Source organism: Devosia sp. P3_B2 (assembly GCF_056402875.1).
Genome location: NZ_JBFUGO010000013.1, coordinates 141406 through 157057, shown reverse-complemented (window position 1 = coordinate 157057; position 15652 = coordinate 141406). Strand labels below are relative to the sequence as shown.

Sequence of the window (15652 nt, the reverse complement as noted above, 5' to 3'; positions counted from 1 at the left end):
GCTGCGTTGCAATTCAACGAAGGCTTCATGTTCGGCTTCAACATTTTCCTCTCGGTGGCGGCCATCGTCATCAGTGGCGTTATCCTTGTGGCCGGCGCGCGCAGTGAGGCGGCCCTGCACGTGAAGCTCGACTACCTGATCGAGCACTCGCCGGCGACGAACAAGGTTGTTGGGCTTGAGCACCTCGATGCCCGAGAGATCGAAGAAGAGCGGAGTCGGGTCGAGCGCGAAGCGGCCGAAGCGATCGAAGACGCGATCGAAGACGCTGGGCTTACGCGGCGCTGATCAGTCCGACTGCGCCCGCCACTTCGCCCCAATTGGAAAGATCCTCGCCAATGACCTCGATAGCCACCTTCAACGTCAATGGTGTCAACGGTCGACTGCCGGTCCTGCTGAAATGGCTGGCCCAAACCGACAGCGACGTAGTGTGCCTGCAAGAGCTGAAAACGTCCGACGAGAAGTTTCCTGAGCAAGCCATCGAAGAGGCTGGGTTCCATTCGATCTGGCACGGGCAGAAATCCTACAACGGTGTCGCCATCCTGGCTCGCGGGACCAAACCAATCGAGCGTCGCCGGGGGGTGCCCGGCGACCCAGATGATACCCACAGCCGCTATCTCGAGGCCGTGGTAGGCAACCTCATCGTCGGCTGCCTATACCTGCCTAACGGCAACCCGGCACCAGGGCCGAAATTCGACTACAAAATGCGCTGGTTTGAACGCCTGATCGATCATGCAGGCACGCTGCTGGCGGCCGGCGCACGGACGGTGCTCTGCGGTGACTTCAACGTTGTGCCGACGGACATCGATGCCGTGGTGCCAGCTCGATGGATCTGGGACGCCGTAACGTTCCCGGAAGCGCGAAGTGCCTACGCGACGCTACTTGAGCAAGGCTGGATCGACGCTCTCAGGGTCATCCACCCGGCGAAAGGCATCTACACTTATTGGAACTTCTCGTACCGCGGTGGCTACGACCGCAACTCAGGGTTGCGCATGGATCACGTGCTAATCAGTCCGTCGCTCGATGGCTCATTGCTCGACGCTGGCGTCGACGTAGAGACCCGCGGTTGGGACAAGCCGAGCGACCACGCGCCAGCGTGGATCAAACTTGCGATATGAGGGTCGGGATGATTCCCGGTCTCCTGGAGGCCGGGGCCATTTTCCCGAATTAGGCTGCCCTCGGATTCAAGGAACGCATGCTTCCCAGCCTCGTTGAGACCCCAGTTCCAATCCGGGACCCTCAACTAGGAGAACAAGAACAATGCGCACGATCACAGGGCTATTCGACACCCATGACCAAGCCGACCGGGCGGTCCGGTCGCTGAAGGATGCCGGCGTCAACGGCGAGGACATCTCGATCGTCGCCAACAATGCCGACGGCACCTACGACACCGACAAGGGCGACGATGTTGCCGAGGGCGTCGGCGCAGGAGCTGGCGTGGGCGCGGTTGTCGGTGGCACCGGTGGACTGCTTGCCGGGCTCGGCATGCTGGCCATACCGGGTGTAGGTCCCGTAGTGGCGGGCGGCTGGCTGCTGGCTACGGCGATAGGTGCCGCCGCTGGTGCAGCTGTTGGCGGTGCAGCGGGCGGACTGATTGGTGCTCTGACCGATGCGGGCGTCGATGAGCGCGACGCTCACGTTTACGCGGAAGGCGTGCGCCGTGGCGGCATTCTGGTGACAGTCCGCGTCGACGATAGCCGGGCTGATGCAGCCACTGCGATCCTCAAGGACTCGAGCGTTGTGGACATCGAGGCGCGCCGCCGCGACTACGAAGCAGAGGGTTGGGAGGGCTTTGACGAAACTTCCGACCCGTACCAGGCCGATCAGGTCCGCGACTATCGCGCCGGCCTAGTTCCGCCCGTGTTGCGTAGCTAAGCGATACGAAAGGCCCCGCAGGCGCTAGGTTGCGGGGCCGTTACGCTCGAAGTTGGGAGGCGGCCGGTGCGTCCCTTGCAACTTATCTCGTATGCCTCGCCTTTGATATATCGCCCCAGTCGCGGAACATCGGGATCCGCTAGGTGTGGAAGCCGTAGCCGATGGTCGGAATACCAGCGGGATCCCGGTACCAGGATAACACCCTTGTGGCCGCCGATGAGGTTGACGATGCCCTCGTCCTAGTGCTGCGGAAGAACTTCGCCCGGCGAGAAAGTGATGGGGCCGCGCGTAGTGTTGATCTCTATCAGCACGATATCGGAGCCGTTCTGAATGCAGGCCGAGCCGTCTAGGTAGAGCTCCAGCGCCTCGCCTGACCTTAAGTCAAACGGAGCGAGCACCGGAGCTGCGCTGAACAACCACGCCCTACTCGCGATGGCATCCAGATCCTCAAGCCCGTAGTCGAGTGCCATAACGATATGCTCTGGTCGCCGCGCATAGCTGTAGGTAGCCGCGACCATTTTCGCAGTCGTCGCGTCCGTTGAAACGACCGCCGGTGATTGTAAGCGTTTCGGTGCTCATGTTCCGCGCCACGAGTCTGTTGTAGACGCCCGCACCGTCCGCCAGGGTTTCGATGCGCATGCGGTCGCCAGCTTGGCTCGCTAAGGGAACGAGACAGAGTGTAGCCGTTAACGAGCCGATGGTGAGAGCTTTCATCGTCAATGTCCTGGATAGCGAGCCCAACCACCGACCGGCAGGCACTGTATAGTAAGGTAAAGGTCCCGGAAGAGCGCCTCGGCGACGGAACGAAGTTCGACGGGCATCCGTCGAGCAGCCTCGCCCGGCCCTTCGACTATTGTGCCGACGCCAAGTATCGCGGCCAGATCTCGCCGTAGGTCGTTCTCCGCTCTCCCAAGGTGACAGTGGCTCAATGGCTTGAAGACAGGCGACGGCAGTTCAACACGGCCACGCAACGACGAGGGTCGCCCGATCGAGCTTGTCGTGGCTAAGGCATCAGCGAAGCCGCTCGCCGGCTGCAGCCACTCACGCGGGTACCGGTCCACTAACCAGCCGTCCATCGGCACTTCGATTCGAGCGTGCCGGCCCCCGAGTTGAAGCCAGCGCAGCCAAGCGTTATGCACGACACTGGCCACATCGCAGATGCCTTTCTCGCGCTGCCGAACAGATGCGCGGATGAGCCCTTCAGTCATGAAGAGCATCAGCCCTGCGTGAGCTTTGGCGCTGTCCGCTGCAGCCGCGCGAGTATCGGCTTCTTCGGTGTCTGCGGTGTGGACGTAGGCGATGGGAGCGAGAGCCCGCTGTAGCGCCGTCGTAAGTTCGGCAATCATGTGGTCGCCATCACGGACCATCAGTTACCGCTGACCATCTGAAGCGCCATGACGGCCTCACCCATTTTCTCGGGCGTGTCAGCCAACCCATTTGGCGTGCAGATAAAGGTCGGGATGTCTTCTCGACCCACGCTCTCCATTGTGGCAACCCAAAGCTGACCCACCCGATAGTCACTCGAAAACAGGTACGGTTCTGTACGCTTGCCAGCCTCGACCAGTGCATCTTTCAAGCAGGTCACCGCTGCTTCGGAAAACATGGCCTCAAGCTGGGTAATCATCGACGGGCCGACCTGGTTGGCCGGCATCGGCCCGAACTGCGCAAGGGTCGGGCTCGACACGAGCACCGCAAAAACTGAACTAAGTAACGCCTTCATTTGCACCTCCAGAGTGATGATCGTGTATATCACATACACGAACAAACATCTCAAGGAGTACTAGGTATCCCTGACGCGGTTCAGCACATCGCCCTAATGTTGAGGCGAAGGGGCTGGGTGCGTGACCGATCTGAAAGAGCGTTTTGGCAATCGTCTTGCCTCAGCCAGAAAGCGACGGAATCTTACCCAAGAAGCCCTCGCAACGACGTCTGGGCTAAGCGTCGACACCATCAAGCGACTTGAAACCAGCCGCATAGGCGCGAGCTTCGACGTAGTGGCTCGCCTGTCTGAGGCTCTGGAGGTCGATCCATCAGTGCTTTTTGAACCTGATCAGCCGACCAAACCGCGAGAAGTGCTCGTACGGCTCACGGACGATCTGTCGTCGATGTCGGACCGAGAACTCGAGTGGATACGAACCGTCATCGTGGAACTTCGAAAGCGACCTTAGCGCCGGGTTACAAAGTCGGCGATCATTGCCTCGGTCACATCGCCGGGGTAGCAGATTGGGCTATATCCGCCTGGCTTGCTGTATGCGCTCCGCCCCCCGCACTGGCCACCCTTCCTCATGCGATTATACGGGCAAGGGCATGGGCCTGGGTAGGCCGCCAAGCTTGCTCGGATAATTGACTGAACGACCTCGCCGCGATCGTAGGCCTGAGTGGGCGTTGCTGCTTCCGATCTTGCGATCGCCACCGGCTCGCTGGGCCGTTTGTCGGACAGGAAGTCACTGTGCAGCCAACCCAACGAGCCATTGTCCAGGGCAACACCGACCCACTGCCCGGCTCGGTGCGTCGGGGCGACGGCGGTCCCGCGCGCAATCTTCAGCAGTACGGCACCCGAAGTAGACGGCGTCGACCTGACGTTAAGCGTGTCGGCGACAACGAAAAGTGGCCCGGGGTTGGCAATCCGTTGAAATGTGCCATCGCCCGCAGCAGGTGAGGGGCTCATAGCCGCCCGCCGAATGTTTGACGAGGTTGGTCGCGGAGCGCTGCGTTGGTCATTGTCATCCGTGATGACGCTCCAGACGAAGACGACTGCCAACAAGGACAGTATCCATCCCCATCGGGACTCACGCATAGCCATTCTGCTCGCCCCCGGGGAAGTTCAGCACTTGCTTCGGCAATAGTCGAGGCTCGAAAATGGGCGGCGGCCTTGGGCTATGTCCACGCGGCCGTTGACACCCCTAGCGGCTGCACCGTAGCAGACATTCCATTGACGCTGGCTGTCGCCAGATCCGCAAGCATACATATGAGTATGCGAGCCGGCCCTCCGCCGGATCAGCCCTCAATCTTCGTGATGAACAGCTTGCCGGCCAGTCCGCCGACCCCGAGCCGCTGCCATCGTTATTCTCAGTCGCTCAAGCAGCCACGTGAAGACTTGGCCTCACCATCATCGCCTGGCGCAGGCTTCGCCCTGCAATAGTACAATACTGGAAAATCATATGCTCTATTCGCCTGTCCGCATCAAACGAGCTCTGATCGAAAACACCGTCAACGAGATCAGCAAGTACTACACCCGAAGAAAATCTTACGATCGTAAGGTTCTAGACCGCATCGCGTCTGATTGCCTCTATACGATCACGCTGAAGTCAGACGAGCGTCGCGCACGGGCCTGGAAGGCACAGACTGGCGCTTTCCGTCCTGTGAATGAGGAGCAGTACGACCCGAAGCCGTATATCGATGTCAGCTTCGAGCTCAACGAGATCAACTACATCGTGAATGTAGCGAACTCGCTGGTATACGGGAGCGCGTGGCGGGAGTTTTCCCGAAGGGATCAGCTCCCGGTGGCCGGCTTCTTCATCGATTTTGATGGGTCACGTTACTGGAAGGAGGCCCCACCGCTAAGGGACCTTAAGGGTCCTCATGCGCACGGCTTCATGGGGTATCCAGAGAGTCACATAGACCGAGCACAAGAAGTGCTTCCGACCTTGATGAAGACCATCTCCGCCAGGAGCCGAATGCTCTTCGACAAGTACGAGATTTCTCGGTTCGACCCGGCACGGGTGACGATGGAACTCGGCAATCGGTCGGCGCTGGAGAACTACATCGGATACAGCGCCAAAGGAGTTTGCCACTTGATGAACGACCGCTATCGAAGCGGCGCGAACATGTGGTCGGGCGAGCTGTACCGCATCTATCCGAACCCGGCTGGCGGCAGCTACGGGTATCCGCGTCCACCAGTCGAGCCGCCCAAGTGCAAGGAACCGTTCTAACCAATCGGCATTGGAGCCGCCGCTCGGCTCGGAGTCTAACGCGAAGGTCGCCGCGTCCGAGACATCAGCGCTCCGACACCTTCGCGAGCTTCGCCTGACAAATCTCGTCAGACCATTCGGAGACAGACATCGTCCCATCGGACTTGTTGACGACTACCCGACGCTCGACACCACCGAGTAGTGAAACTCGAAAGCTTGCACGAGAACGGTTCTGGCGGTCGACAACCCTCATTTCAACGGGCCCAACGATTGTGTTGAGCAACGGGAGAAGGAGAGGGCTTGATGGTTCTTCTGCCTCCAGCTTCAGCGATCGAACGATTGCCTTGATTGCTGCAGAAGCCCGTATTCGAACCTCCTCGTTCTCGAGTGAGGCCGGTTGGACAGCGCTGATCAGCTCGTCGATGTTTTCGACGCGTGCCACGGACTGCAGCGAGGCGAAATGAGCGCGGAACTGGTCGAGACGAGCTTCCTCCTCCCGAATTTGGCGAAAGAGCGCGTCGGCCTTTTGACGATAGAACTCCTCGCTAAGCTCTTCGGCCGAAGCGAGGTCAAATGTTCGGTCGCGCTTGTGACGCAGCTCCGCGAGGCGGGCCTCGCTTTGACGGATCGCTTCAGCTTTCGCCAAGCTCTCCAAGGACCCTTCGCCGCCAATCAGCTCTCGCAGTCCGACCTCTCTAACGTACGAGAGGAAGGCTGTCTCGAAGTGCTGGTAGTTCCAGCTTTTCGCCCTGCACCCGGTGCCCTTTATTGCTGAGCTGCAGCGAAGGATTACTGATCCCTTAGGTTTGGGACCCTTATCGAGAAGGTGCATCGGTGATCCGCAGCGTGCGCATTTCGCCACGTGGGTGAAGAGATTTTGCTGTCCGACACCGCGCCGTCCGGCGGAGGACACACGCCGACTTATGCGAGCGCCTTGTGCCCTCTCGAACAGCTCTTCATCGACAATTTGGGGGAAGTAACCTGTTATCGGATCGTCGATCGGTTTGCGACGACCGTCGACCATCATGTGGGGTTGCATCTCGCCCAATACGGCGCGGTTACCCAGTATCTTGCTTACGGAGCTGGTGCCCCAGGAAGAAAGACCTTTGAACGAGGCCTCGCCGAGGCGGTTTAGTCGACGGGCTATGGTGAATGCTCCCGCCCCCTCAGCCGACCAGGTGAATATCTTCCGGATGGTGGCTACGCGATCATCGATCAGTAAAAAGGAGCCTTTGTCAGAGGAAAGCTGCAGCCACATGGGGCATTTGCCGGTCAGCTTTTTGCTCTTGGCGTCGGCCCGCTTAGCTTCCCATGCCTTGGCGAGGCGCATGCTCTTGATTTCAGATTCTTCGTGGGCTCGGCTCATCACGAAAATGGACATGATCAGCTGCATTTCATCAACATCAGCTCCGTACACGCGCTCATCCGCGAGTGTAACGATATTGATCCCAGCTCTGATCAGATCGAGAAAGAGGAAGAGTGACTGAACCACCGTTTGGCGGCTGAGGCGGTCCAGGGATTCAATGAGGAGGAAGGATCCCTTAGGCACCCTTCCGTCTGAGACGGCGTCTAGAAACTCCCGGAGCTTGCCACTCGTTGCGTTGTCTCCCCGGAACGCCGAGACACCTTCGTCCCTCAGTCGAAAAGCAGTATCAAGTTCTAATCCGATCTTAGATGCGTATTCAGCTGACAGCTGGAGTTGGCGGTTGAGCCCATCACCCTTTCGCTGAATGTCCGTTGAGATACGGATGTATGAATACGCTCGGGGTTTCATTGGTGACCTGCGGCAAGGGGCCGATGAGCTTGCGAAAGAAGCTGGCGGCCATCAACCAGGAAGAAGTCGGAGACTCAGTGGAGTGACGCGCTCCATTGCCGAGTCTCCAGGGTGGCCTGCCGCGAACGATTGCTAGGCAGACCACCCGAACGGTTGATGACGGTTGCGTTGTGCAGGGTGGCCAGTACTAGGCCGTTGACTTGATCGCTGCTGAAAGAGCGACGATCTGCGTCTCGTTACGCCCATCGTTGGCCTCTGAAGATGGGGCGCCGCTAGTTGGAGAGCTGCCGCTTTCGATGTCAGGACTCCACGCATCTGGATGGTAGTACAGCCCGTCGATCTTGGGATGCCGGCAGATGGCCTCGTCGGCGCGGACCCTCTGGATGATCTTGTGGAAGCGATCGGAAACCTTAGTCGCCATGCCGGCTTCTACCCGGTTTTGAATCTCGAGGTTCGTCAGGGCGCCGTTGGTGTTCCTCAAAGTGTCCACAATTGCCGCTTCCGTGGGGTTCAATGGATTCCGACCATGTGACCTCTGCCAGCCACTCTCGCCAAAGTAGAAGTTTGAGTCGTCGGAATTGTGCGGTCGAAGCTCAAGGTTCAACTGCCCTTTCTCCGATTTGAGCCACAGCAAATTGGCATAGCGCAGGAGGCGTTCTTCGCGGTTCCTAAGCGTCCTTGAGCTTGAGATCCCTTCGGGGAGCGCCACGATCAGGCTCGATTTGGGCGCGGCAGATGCCATCACTACCTCAAGCCAGTCGAGCGTTTCCTTCCGACCGCCAAAGATGCTGCCGGTGATGCCGTCGATAAGGACCAGACCGCCGTTCGGCATTGCTTCGCGGATCAACGAATGCAGCGAGTTCGGGCCAATGTACCGTGGATGATGGATCGAGAGCAGATCGCCCGCTTTCAAGCCAACCTGCTGAAGATGTTCCGCAGACGCCTCGGCGGACTTTGAATAGTTGATGTACGCGACGTTCTGGGGCTCAGCGATGCCGCCGAAGAGGGGAGTGCCATTGCTGAAGGCTGCGGCCATGTCGAGAAGAAGCTTGGTCCGATCTGATGCCGAACACTCGCCGCCCAGAACCCACCGCCCCGACTCCATTGTTCGTTCAACGAGCCAGGTCGGGGGCTCAGATTCCGCTGCACCCGGTTTCTCGATTTCGAGGTCGAGGGTGGGGATACTGTAGAGCATGATAAGGTCTTTCATGTTGATGGACAGAATTTTTCGAATATCGCGATAATCTGTCCACGCGGTTGCGATAGTCGCTACCACTGATCGTCAGTAGTCGACGAGCTCTGATGTATGCTGCAAGTATTGGAGAAGCAACCGAACACAGGAAGAAAGCAAAGAAAGTTCTCGGCGTCTCATATGTATCATGTATATGATCTGTGAATCGGTTCAACTCGTTAGATGTATGATGGATATGATCAAGCGTGGAAAAATCTTCTAATTTTGACGGTCCGCGGGAAATGCGTTGGGCTGCTCGTCCATGGATTTGACCGGGTGTCTATGACAGCGCCCGGAATGCGGGCGGAACAACCGCGACGAGCATGACCGGCCCTGTGCCGACGCTCGATACCCGCGGGGCCGAACGCGCGTAGTTGCCGACAACAAGATCACACGGCGTAGTCGCACTGATTGCTTGAGAATTGTCCACAACACGTTCACGTTGTGCGGCATTTCGCGGGCGCCGCCATGGTCGGGAATGCCACACAACAGGCTGATGATCGGGCCGCCCGGTGCCGGCAAGTCCATGCTGGCGGCCCGGCTACCCTCGATCCTGCCGCCGCTCAACCCGCGCGAGCTGCTTGATGTGTCGATGATCCAGTCGATCGCTGGCGAACTGGCCGGCGGTGCCCTGTCCGATCGCCGCCCGTTCCGCGCCCCGCACCATTCCGCCTCGATGGCAGCGCTGGTCGGCGGTGGCCTGCGGGTGCGTCCGGGCGAAGCGAGCCTCGCCCATAACGGCGTGCTGTTTCTCGATGAGCTGCCTGAATTCTCGCCATCGGTACTCGACAGTCTGCGCCAGCCGCTTGAAGCAGGCGAGACCGTGATCGCCCGCGCCAACGCGCATGTCAGTTTCCCCGCCCGCTTCCAGCTCGTGGCCGCGATGAACCCCTGCAAATGCGGGCTCGCCGGCACGCCCGGCCACACCTGCAAGCGCGGCGACCGCTGCGCGCTCGACTACCAGGGCCGCGTCTCCGGCCCCTTCCTCGATCGCATCGACCTGCGCATCGACGTCCCCGCCGTCTCCGCCGCCGACATGATCGGCCCGGCGACTGCCGAACCCTCCGCTGCCGTCGCCGCGCGCGTCGAGAAAGCCCGTGAACGCCAGCGCCAGCGCTATCTTGAAGCCGGCCATCCCGACGTCTTCACCAACGCCGCGGCCGGCCCGTCACTGATCGAAAAGCTGGTCGACCCCGACAAGGATAGCCAGACCCTCCTCCTGCAGGCCGCCGAACGTTTCAACCTTTCGGCCCGTGCCTACCACCGCGTGCTGAAGGTGGCGCGAACGCTCGCAGACCTCGCGGGCGCCGAAAAGGTCGCGCGCCCGCATTTGGCCGAAGCCCTGAGTTATCGATTGAACCTGGCCCTGGGGTAGGGCCTCCGCCTTGTCACGGCGGAGGCATGGTCGTCAGCTCTTGGCGGCGATGAATTTCGCGAGGTCCTCGTATTCCTCGCAGGTCTTGTTGCCGCACAGCTTTTCGAGTTGCGCCAGCATCTGCTGGGCCTTCTTCATCTGGCCGACCTCGACATAGAGCTCGCCCAGATATTCGTGCGCCCCCTTGTGGCCGGGGCTGAGCTTCAACGCCTTGAGATAGAAGCCCTGGGCGTTCTTGTAGTCGCCGGTCTTGCGCAGCGAGTAGCCGAGCAGGTTGTTGGCTTCGGCACTGCCTGGATCGGCGCGGACGATCTGCTTGAGCATGCTGACCGCCGATTTCCACTTCTTGGCGCGGATCAGCACCCGGGCGTCGTCGAGCGACGGAACGCGCACCACTTCCGAGGTGCCATCGCTGCCGCCACCACCGCCACCGCTGTTCCCGCCGCCGCCACTACCGCCACCATCGACGGCGTAGACCGGCGCGGCTGCCAGCATGCTGGCGACGAGCGTCGCGCCGGCCAGAATCGTCAAGCTTTTCGTCAGATATTTGAATGGCATATGGATCTCCTGGGCCATGCTCCCCTCGCCGCCGCAACCGGTCGGCTAACAGGAACAACACCCAAGATTCGAGTTTATTCCGCCGCCTCAAGAGATCCGGCGGTAGCCGCCCGGAATGCCGTCCGGGCTCAGCACCAGCTGCCACAGATGGATGTTGCGGGCCCGGAACATCGCCGCGAACACGTGCAGGTAGAACCGCCACATCCGCCAGAAGCGGTCGCCGTACTTGTCCTTGAGGCTGGGCCACGCCGCATCGAAATTGGCCCACCAGGCCATCAGCGTCCTGTCGTAGTCGGCACCGAAATTGTGCCAGTCCTCCATCACGAACACCCGCTCGCTGGCGGCCGCGATCTGCTTGATCGAGGGCAGTATGCCGTTGGGGAAGATGTATTTCTCGGTCCACGGGTCGCCGTGGGTCGAGGTGAAATTGTTGCCGATGGTGTGCAGCAGGAACAGCCCGTCGGGCACGAGCAGCGACCGCACCTTACGGAAATAGGCGTCGTAGTTCTTGTAGCCCACATGCTCGAACATGCCGATCGAGATCACCCGATCGAACTGCCCCTCGAGCGCCATGTAGTCCATCAGCCGGGTCTCGATCGGCAGGGCGCCCTTGGTCGCCTCGGCATAGGCTGCCTGCTCTTTACTGATGGTGATGCCGACGCCCTCGATGCCGTAGCGCTCGGCCGCGAATTTCAGGAACCCGCCCCAGCCTGAGCCGATATCCAGCACTTTCATGCCGGGCTGCAGCCCGACCTTCTTGCAGATCAGGTCGAGCTTGGCTTCCTGCGCCGCGTCCAGCGTCGTCGCCTCGGCCCAGTAGCCGCACGAGTAGATCATCCGCTTGTCGAGCATCGCCGCGTAGAGATCGTTGCCGATGTCGTAGTGCCGCTCGCCAACCTCGGTGACGCGGGCGCGCTGCAGGTTGAGCAGCCTCCCACGCACAAAGCTCAGTGCCAGCCCCAGGTCCGGCTTCAGGTGCGCGTAGATGTCGTATTCGAGCAGCTTGTAGATGAACTGATCCAGCGCATCGGTGTCGAACCAGCCATCCATATAGGCCTCGCCGAACCCCAGCGTGCCGTGACTGATGGCCCGGGCCCACAATCGGTCGTCATGCACCGTGACGTCGAACGGCCGGCTGCCGCCGAGCTCGATCCCCGCTTCCTTGAGAATGGAGGTGAAATAGGATTTTGGCCCGGCGCTCATCACGGAACCCCATTAGTTATGATCCTAACGAAATTGTACCGCCGCCGGGAGACCCGGACAAGGGGCAGCAGCGCTGCCCTGCTATTCGCCATCCTCGCTGCTCAGCGGGCAAACGCCTCGAACGGGTTGCTCACGGTCAGCTGCCGGACGGTGGCATCGTCGACGCCCTCCGCCTGCAGCAGCGGCAGCATCACGTCGCTCAGGTGCGTATAGGGGGTCGGCGTGCCGCCGCCGGGCAGGGCCGGGTCGTACCAGCCGCGATCGTGGCTGAGCAGCAGCCGGTGGCCCAGACCGGCCTGCAGCGCGCGGAGGATCAGCTCGCTTACCGTCGCATCGGGCGCCCGTCCGACATGGTCGTACTCGATCCAGGCGCCACGCTGCGCCACGGCGATGTTGAGCCCGAAATCCTTTTCTTCCTGGCTGTGGATCGAGATGAAACGGTCGGCGCGATAGCCTTCGGCCTCGATGATATCGAGCTGGTCCATCACCACGCTGGCCTTGATGGTGTGGCTGCCGATCACCGCACCGGTGCGCTGGGCGGCTCGCGCCGCAGCCCTGAGGATCTTCGCCTCCAGCGGCGTGATGCCTTCATCGCCTGCCGAAACCTTGATCCAGGCTGCCTTCACCCCGGTTTCACCGACACCTTCGGCGAGATCGCGATACATCCGGTTCTCGAGCTCGGCCTCGCTGGCGTCGCGCACCCAGTCGGGGATCCACGGCTCGCGATAATTGCCGGTCGGCACGACGATCGGAAAGCCGGTGGCCTGGCTGACCGCCAGGTCGATATCCACCCTGAGCCCCACTCCGCCGGTCGAGCATTCGACCAGCGCGGTGATGCCGCGCGCCCTGATCGCCTCGATCTCCGGCGCCATCACTTGCACGACGTTGGCGGGGTCCGCCTCGGCGTAGCCGGGCTGGTCGGGGGTCCTGAGGTCGACGAACACATGTTCATGCGGCAGGATCATGCCGAGTTCGTCGGCCCGCTTCGGCCCGAGCGTGGTGTGCAGCAGTTTCATCGGCTCTCTCCTCGGGTGCCAAGTCTGCGCGTGTGGCCGCGCTTGGCAAGGCGCTTCTGACAATCGGCGCTACGGCAAACGCTCAGCCATTTCCTTATTATTCCTTAACGCCACGAACCGCAGAATGCGGCCAGTAGAACTTCGGCACGAGGACCAAGGTGGCATCCGACGCCTCCACTGTCGCGGTCACTGAGGCTCTGGTCGAGCACCAGCTCGAGAGAAGCGGGCCACGCCTCGCTTTCGAACCAGCGCTCGAGGCACGTTTCGAGGCCGAAACCGGCCTGGCACGCTGCCGCATGCTCGCCTGGCAAGGCATCCTCGGCACCCTCTGCCTCATCGCCTATCTCGCTGCCGACTGGCTGGTGACCCCGGATGTTTTCGGCTTCGCCGTTGGCCTGAGGCTCGGCCTATTGCTGCCTCTCGTCGGGCTCGCGCTGCTCCTGCTCGGCCGCAACCCGCCCGCCCCGCTCCGCGAAGGGCTGGTCACCCTCATCCCGGTCCTCGCCGCGCTGACGACCTTGGTGATAGTCGAGGCGAGCGAGAGCCCGCTGCGCGAAATCCAGCACAACTCCATCATCCTGGTGGTGCTGTTCATCGCCATGGTGATGCGGGTGCGGTTCGTCTACGCCGTCGCCGGGTGCCTGTTCACCTTCGGCTTGATGCTGTCGGAAATGTTCCTGACGCGCGACCACGAGTTCGCGCAGTTCATCGCCGAGGTGGTGATCTTTTTCGCCGCGGTGGTCATGGCGCTGACCGCTTCCTGGCACCTCGAGCGCGAGTCTCGCCGCTCGTATCTCCTCGCGCTGCGCGAGCACCTCGCCAACCTGACGCTTTCAGAGCTGTCGCTCAGCGACCCGCTGACCGGGGTCGGCAACCGCCGCGCGCTCGAGCGCGAGATCGCGGCCATCGTCGAAGCTGCACAGCCCGGCGAGGACATCGCCATCGCACTCATCGATATCGACTACTTCAAGCCCTACAACGATGCGCTTGGGCATCTCGCCGGCGACCAGTGCCTCAAGCACGTCGCCTCGCTCCTCCAGTCGGGGCTGCGAAATGCCGGCGACAAGGCCTTCCGGTTCGGCGGCGAGGAGTTCCTGGTGCTGATGCGCCGCACCGAGCTGTCGCAGGCCGTCGGCGCCGCCGAGCGGCTGCGGCGCCTGGTCGAGGCTGCGGCGATCGTCCATCCGGCTCGGCCGGCCCCGCAACTGGTCACGGCCAGCTTCGGCGTCGCCTCGGCACGAGTGGCCGGCCTCGAGTTCCAGCAGCTCATCGGTGAGGCCGACGCGGCCCTCTACGACGCCAAGGACCATGGCCGCAACCGGGTCTCGCCGCCCTTCCTTACCAGCAAGGGCGACGACCTGCTCCGCTTGCGCCGGCGCAAGGCGTCGTAGGAGATCACTCCTGCGGTTCGCCGGGTACGTACTTGAGCAGGTCGCCCGGCCCGCACTCCAGGTAGCTGCAGATCGCCTCCAGCGTATCGAAGCGCATGCCCTTCACCTTGCCTTGCCTGAGCAGCGACAGGTTGGCCTCGGTGATGCCGATATGCTCGGCGAGGTCCTTCGATTTGATGCCACGCTCGGCCAGCAGCACCGCGAGATTGACCTTGATCGGCATCAGATGAACTGCGCGTTTTCTTCGGCCAGCGCCGCCGCCTCGCCGAGCGCCCAGCCCATCAGTGCCATCACCGCGCCCAGGAGCAGCATCAGCAGCATGTCCGAGCTGATGCTGATGGCAAACTGCCGCTGCCCCGCTCCATTCCAGCTCAGGAGCACGCTCAACGCCGTGCCGGCCAACACCTTCAGCACCGTGCACAAGAGGACGGCCAAGCCGAAATCACGGATGCCGCGAGCCGCCGCGGGCACGAAGGGTACGCCGGCGCCGAAATGACCGAGAGCAGTGGCGAGCCGCACCAGCCCCCAGCTCAAGGCCAACGGCGACAGCGCCGAGATGATGGCCGCACCGACCCGTTCGCCGACACCTAGCTGTACGGCCGTCGCTGCGAGGCCGGCGCTGCGGGCAATCTCGGCGTCGGTGGCAAAGCCCCAGTAGGCGGCTGCCAGCGCCGGCAGTACGCCGGCCAGCACCAGCGCTGCCATGCGCGTCACCGCGCTCAACCGGGCGACCCGCCGCCGCCTTGCATCAGTCCTCATGCTTCACCCCTACGTCATCTGGATGCACAATCTACGATAAGAAATTATCGTTGTGCAATAACAAATCGTCGTCTATCGATGTCGCCGTTCGTGAACCATTGGAGTTTTCCACATGCAGCAGCATTCCTCTCGCCTCATCCGGCGCATCATCGTCGCCGGCCTGCTTGTAGCCGTTACCTTGCCGGCGGTTGCGGCGACGTCGTCGACCTCGGGCGGTCAGATCTCCGTCGCCCAGGTGATGGATATTCTCGATCGCGCCGGAAGCGACGGCCATGCCGCGCAGCTGCTGCAGGCCTATCTGGGCGGGCTGGGCGAATCTGCCGGTGTGCTGATCTCGGCGACCGACGCGGCGGGCAGGCCCTATGTCACCTGCGAGCGCTCGATGGCGCTCGATGCCGGGCTGGTGAAAAAGGTGCTGGCCAAGGCGGCGCCCGACAAGCGCAGCTGGGGCGAGACGGCGGCCACGCCGCTGATCGTCAACGCTCTCGTCACCCGCGCCGGCTGCCACTGAAAGACGAGGGCTGGCGGCAGGATATCTTCCTGCCGCCAGCCCATCCACTGT

18 protein-coding genes and 1 pseudogene are annotated in these 15652 nt (G+C 61.8%); 8 read left to right on the top strand and 11 right to left on the bottom strand.

The features are described 5' to 3' along the window. From AC1DV8_RS19280 to AC1DV8_RS19270, 3 genes are all read left to right on the top strand, one after another. The coding region (locus AC1DV8_RS19280) for a low affinity iron permease family protein (protein WP_477158557.1) at positions 1–285 on the top strand (285 nt) is incomplete at its 5' end. Positions 286–335: 50 nt separating this feature from the next. Further along, on the top strand, positions 336–1115 hold the full coding sequence (gene xth / locus AC1DV8_RS19275; protein WP_477158556.1) for an exodeoxyribonuclease III: 780 nt from the start codon (positions 336–338) through the stop codon (positions 1113–1115). Between the two features lie 142 nt (positions 1116–1257). Next, positions 1258–1872: a general stress protein gene (locus AC1DV8_RS19270; RefSeq protein WP_477158555.1), complete on the top strand. Its 615-nt coding sequence runs from the start codon at positions 1258–1260 to the stop codon at positions 1870–1872. A gap of 239 nt (positions 1873–2111) precedes the next feature. On the opposite strand, the gene AC1DV8_RS19265 is transcribed toward AC1DV8_RS19270, so the two are convergent. The 3 genes from AC1DV8_RS19265 to AC1DV8_RS19255 form a co-directional block, all read right to left on the bottom strand. Continuing rightward, positions 2112–2342 (bottom strand): hypothetical protein, encoded by a 231-nt coding sequence (locus tag AC1DV8_RS19265; protein ID WP_477158554.1) that lies wholly within the window; start codon positions 2340–2342, stop codon positions 2112–2114. A 246-nt stretch (positions 2343–2588) separates the two neighbouring features. Further along, complete coding sequence (locus AC1DV8_RS19260; RefSeq protein WP_477158553.1) at positions 2589–3239, bottom strand: hypothetical protein; 651 nt, start codon at positions 3237–3239, stop codon at positions 2589–2591. After that, a complete protein-coding gene (locus AC1DV8_RS19255; RefSeq protein ID WP_477158552.1) occupies positions 3239–3592 on the bottom strand; it encodes a hypothetical protein in 354 nt (117 codons plus the stop codon). The genes AC1DV8_RS19260 and AC1DV8_RS19255 overlap by 1 nt, the downstream gene beginning before the upstream one ends. A 121-nt stretch (positions 3593–3713) precedes the next feature. Here AC1DV8_RS19255 and AC1DV8_RS19250 point away from each other — a divergent pair, with 121 nt between their 5' ends. Continuing rightward, a complete protein-coding gene (locus AC1DV8_RS19250; protein ID WP_477158551.1) occupies positions 3714–4040 on the top strand; it encodes a helix-turn-helix domain-containing protein in 327 nt (108 codons plus the stop codon). Here AC1DV8_RS19250 and AC1DV8_RS19245 read toward each other — a convergent pair. Then, entirely contained in the window at positions 4037–4540 is a 504-nt protein-coding gene (locus AC1DV8_RS19245; RefSeq protein ID WP_477158562.1) for an SH3 domain-containing protein, read from the bottom strand. The two genes, AC1DV8_RS19250 and AC1DV8_RS19245, sit on opposite strands and share 4 nt — an antisense overlap. 493 nt (positions 4541–5033) lie before the next feature. Between AC1DV8_RS19245 and AC1DV8_RS19240 the strand changes: the two genes are divergently transcribed. Further along, complete coding sequence (locus tag AC1DV8_RS19240; protein WP_477158550.1) at positions 5034–5804, top strand: hypothetical protein; 771 nt, start codon at positions 5034–5036, stop codon at positions 5802–5804. A 64-nt stretch (positions 5805–5868) separates the two neighbouring features. On the opposite strand, the gene AC1DV8_RS19235 is transcribed toward AC1DV8_RS19240, so the two are convergent. Both AC1DV8_RS19235 and AC1DV8_RS19230 read right to left on the bottom strand, forming a co-directional pair. After that, positions 5869–7557: a recombinase family protein gene (locus AC1DV8_RS19235; RefSeq protein ID WP_477158549.1), complete on the bottom strand. Its 1689-nt coding sequence runs from the start codon at positions 7555–7557 to the stop codon at positions 5869–5871. A gap of 187 nt (positions 7558–7744) precedes the next feature. Then, positions 7745–8752, bottom strand: a complete 1008-nt coding sequence (locus tag AC1DV8_RS19230; protein WP_477158548.1) for a hypothetical protein — start codon at positions 8750–8752, stop codon at positions 7745–7747. A 520-nt stretch (positions 8753–9272) separates the two neighbouring features. Here AC1DV8_RS19230 and AC1DV8_RS19225 point away from each other — a divergent pair. Further along, positions 9273–10163, top strand: a pseudogene (locus AC1DV8_RS19225) (YifB family Mg chelatase-like AAA ATPase); the annotation flags it as partial. 33 nt (positions 10164–10196) lie between these two features. On the opposite strand, the gene AC1DV8_RS19220 reads toward AC1DV8_RS19225, so the two are convergent. The 3 genes from AC1DV8_RS19220 to AC1DV8_RS19210 form a co-directional block, all read right to left on the bottom strand. Then, on the bottom strand, positions 10197–10721 hold the full coding sequence (locus AC1DV8_RS19220; RefSeq protein ID WP_477151699.1) for a tetratricopeptide repeat protein: 525 nt from the start codon (positions 10719–10721) through the stop codon (positions 10197–10199). Positions 10722–10808: 87 nt separating this feature from the next. Further along, on the bottom strand, positions 10809–11924 hold the full coding sequence (gene cfa, locus AC1DV8_RS19215; protein WP_477151698.1) for a cyclopropane fatty acyl phospholipid synthase: 1116 nt from the start codon (positions 11922–11924) through the stop codon (positions 10809–10811). 101 nt (positions 11925–12025) lie between these two features. Then, positions 12026–12940 carry a phosphotriesterase family protein gene (locus AC1DV8_RS19210; RefSeq protein ID WP_477151697.1) on the bottom strand — a complete coding sequence of 305 codons (915 nt, stop codon included), beginning with the start codon at positions 12938–12940 and terminating at the stop codon, positions 12026–12028. Between the two features lie 158 nt (positions 12941–13098). Here AC1DV8_RS19210 and AC1DV8_RS19205 point away from each other — a divergent pair, with 158 nt between their 5' ends. After that, entirely contained in the window at positions 13099–14331 is a 1233-nt protein-coding gene (locus AC1DV8_RS19205; RefSeq protein WP_477158547.1) for a GGDEF domain-containing protein, read from the top strand. Between the two features lie 4 nt (positions 14332–14335). On the opposite strand, the gene AC1DV8_RS19200 is transcribed toward AC1DV8_RS19205, so the two are convergent. Both AC1DV8_RS19200 and AC1DV8_RS19195 read right to left on the bottom strand, forming a co-directional pair. After that, a complete protein-coding gene (locus AC1DV8_RS19200) occupies positions 14336–14554 on the bottom strand; it encodes a helix-turn-helix domain-containing protein (protein ID WP_477158546.1) in 219 nt (72 codons plus the stop codon). Continuing rightward, entirely contained in the window at positions 14554–15090 is a 537-nt protein-coding gene (locus tag AC1DV8_RS19195) for a hypothetical protein (protein WP_477158545.1), read from the bottom strand. The genes AC1DV8_RS19200 and AC1DV8_RS19195 overlap by 1 nt, the downstream gene beginning before the upstream one ends. Positions 15091–15202: 112 nt before the next feature. Here AC1DV8_RS19195 and AC1DV8_RS19190 point away from each other — a divergent pair, with 112 nt between their 5' ends. Beyond that, entirely contained in the window at positions 15203–15601 is a 399-nt protein-coding gene (locus AC1DV8_RS19190; protein ID WP_477158544.1) for a chlorophyllide reductase, read from the top strand. The last annotated feature ends 51 nt before the right edge of the window (positions 15602–15652 follow it).

What these genes read in the sequence shown, in the direction of transcription:
- AC1DV8_RS19255 (WP_477158552.1), bottom strand. Translation starts at nt 3,592, where the DNA reads ATGAAGGCGTTACTTAGTTCAGTTTTTGCGGTGCTCGTGTCGAGCCCG.
- cfa (WP_477151698.1), bottom strand. Translation starts at nt 11,924, where the DNA reads ATGAGCGCCGGGCCAAAATCCTATTTCACCTCCATTCTCAAGGAAGCG.
- AC1DV8_RS19190 (WP_477158544.1), top strand. Translation starts at nt 15,203, where the DNA reads ATGCAGCAGCATTCCTCTCGCCTCATCCGGCGCATCATCGTCGCCGGC.
- AC1DV8_RS19240 (WP_477158550.1), top strand. Translation starts at nt 5,034, where the DNA reads ATGCTCTATTCGCCTGTCCGCATCAAACGAGCTCTGATCGAAAACACC.
- AC1DV8_RS19220 (WP_477151699.1), bottom strand. Translation starts at nt 10,721, where the DNA reads ATGCCATTCAAATATCTGACGAAAAGCTTGACGATTCTGGCCGGCGCG.
- AC1DV8_RS19230 (WP_477158548.1), bottom strand. Translation starts at nt 8,752, where the DNA reads ATGCTCTACAGTATCCCCACCCTCGACCTCGAAATCGAGAAACCGGGT.
- AC1DV8_RS19235 (WP_477158549.1), bottom strand. Translation starts at nt 7,557, where the DNA reads ATGAAACCCCGAGCGTATTCATACATCCGTATCTCAACGGACATTCAG.
- xth (WP_477158556.1), top strand. Translation starts at nt 336, where the DNA reads ATGACCTCGATAGCCACCTTCAACGTCAATGGTGTCAACGGTCGACTG.
- AC1DV8_RS19260 (WP_477158553.1), bottom strand. Translation starts at nt 3,239, where the DNA reads ATGGTCCGTGATGGCGACCACATGATTGCCGAACTTACGACGGCGCTA.
- AC1DV8_RS19195 (WP_477158545.1), bottom strand. Translation starts at nt 15,090, where the DNA reads ATGAGGACTGATGCAAGGCGGCGGCGGGTCGCCCGGTTGAGCGCGGTG.
- AC1DV8_RS19245 (WP_477158562.1), bottom strand. Translation starts at nt 4,540, where the DNA reads ATGAGCCCCTCACCTGCTGCGGGCGATGGCACATTTCAACGGATTGCC.
- AC1DV8_RS19265 (WP_477158554.1), bottom strand. Translation starts at nt 2,342, where the DNA reads ATGGCACTCGACTACGGGCTTGAGGATCTGGATGCCATCGCGAGTAGG.
- AC1DV8_RS19210 (WP_477151697.1), bottom strand. Translation starts at nt 12,940, where the DNA reads ATGAAACTGCTGCACACCACGCTCGGGCCGAAGCGGGCCGACGAACTC.
- AC1DV8_RS19270 (WP_477158555.1), top strand. Translation starts at nt 1,258, where the DNA reads ATGCGCACGATCACAGGGCTATTCGACACCCATGACCAAGCCGACCGG.
- AC1DV8_RS19200 (WP_477158546.1), bottom strand. Translation starts at nt 14,554, where the DNA reads ATGCCGATCAAGGTCAATCTCGCGGTGCTGCTGGCCGAGCGTGGCATC.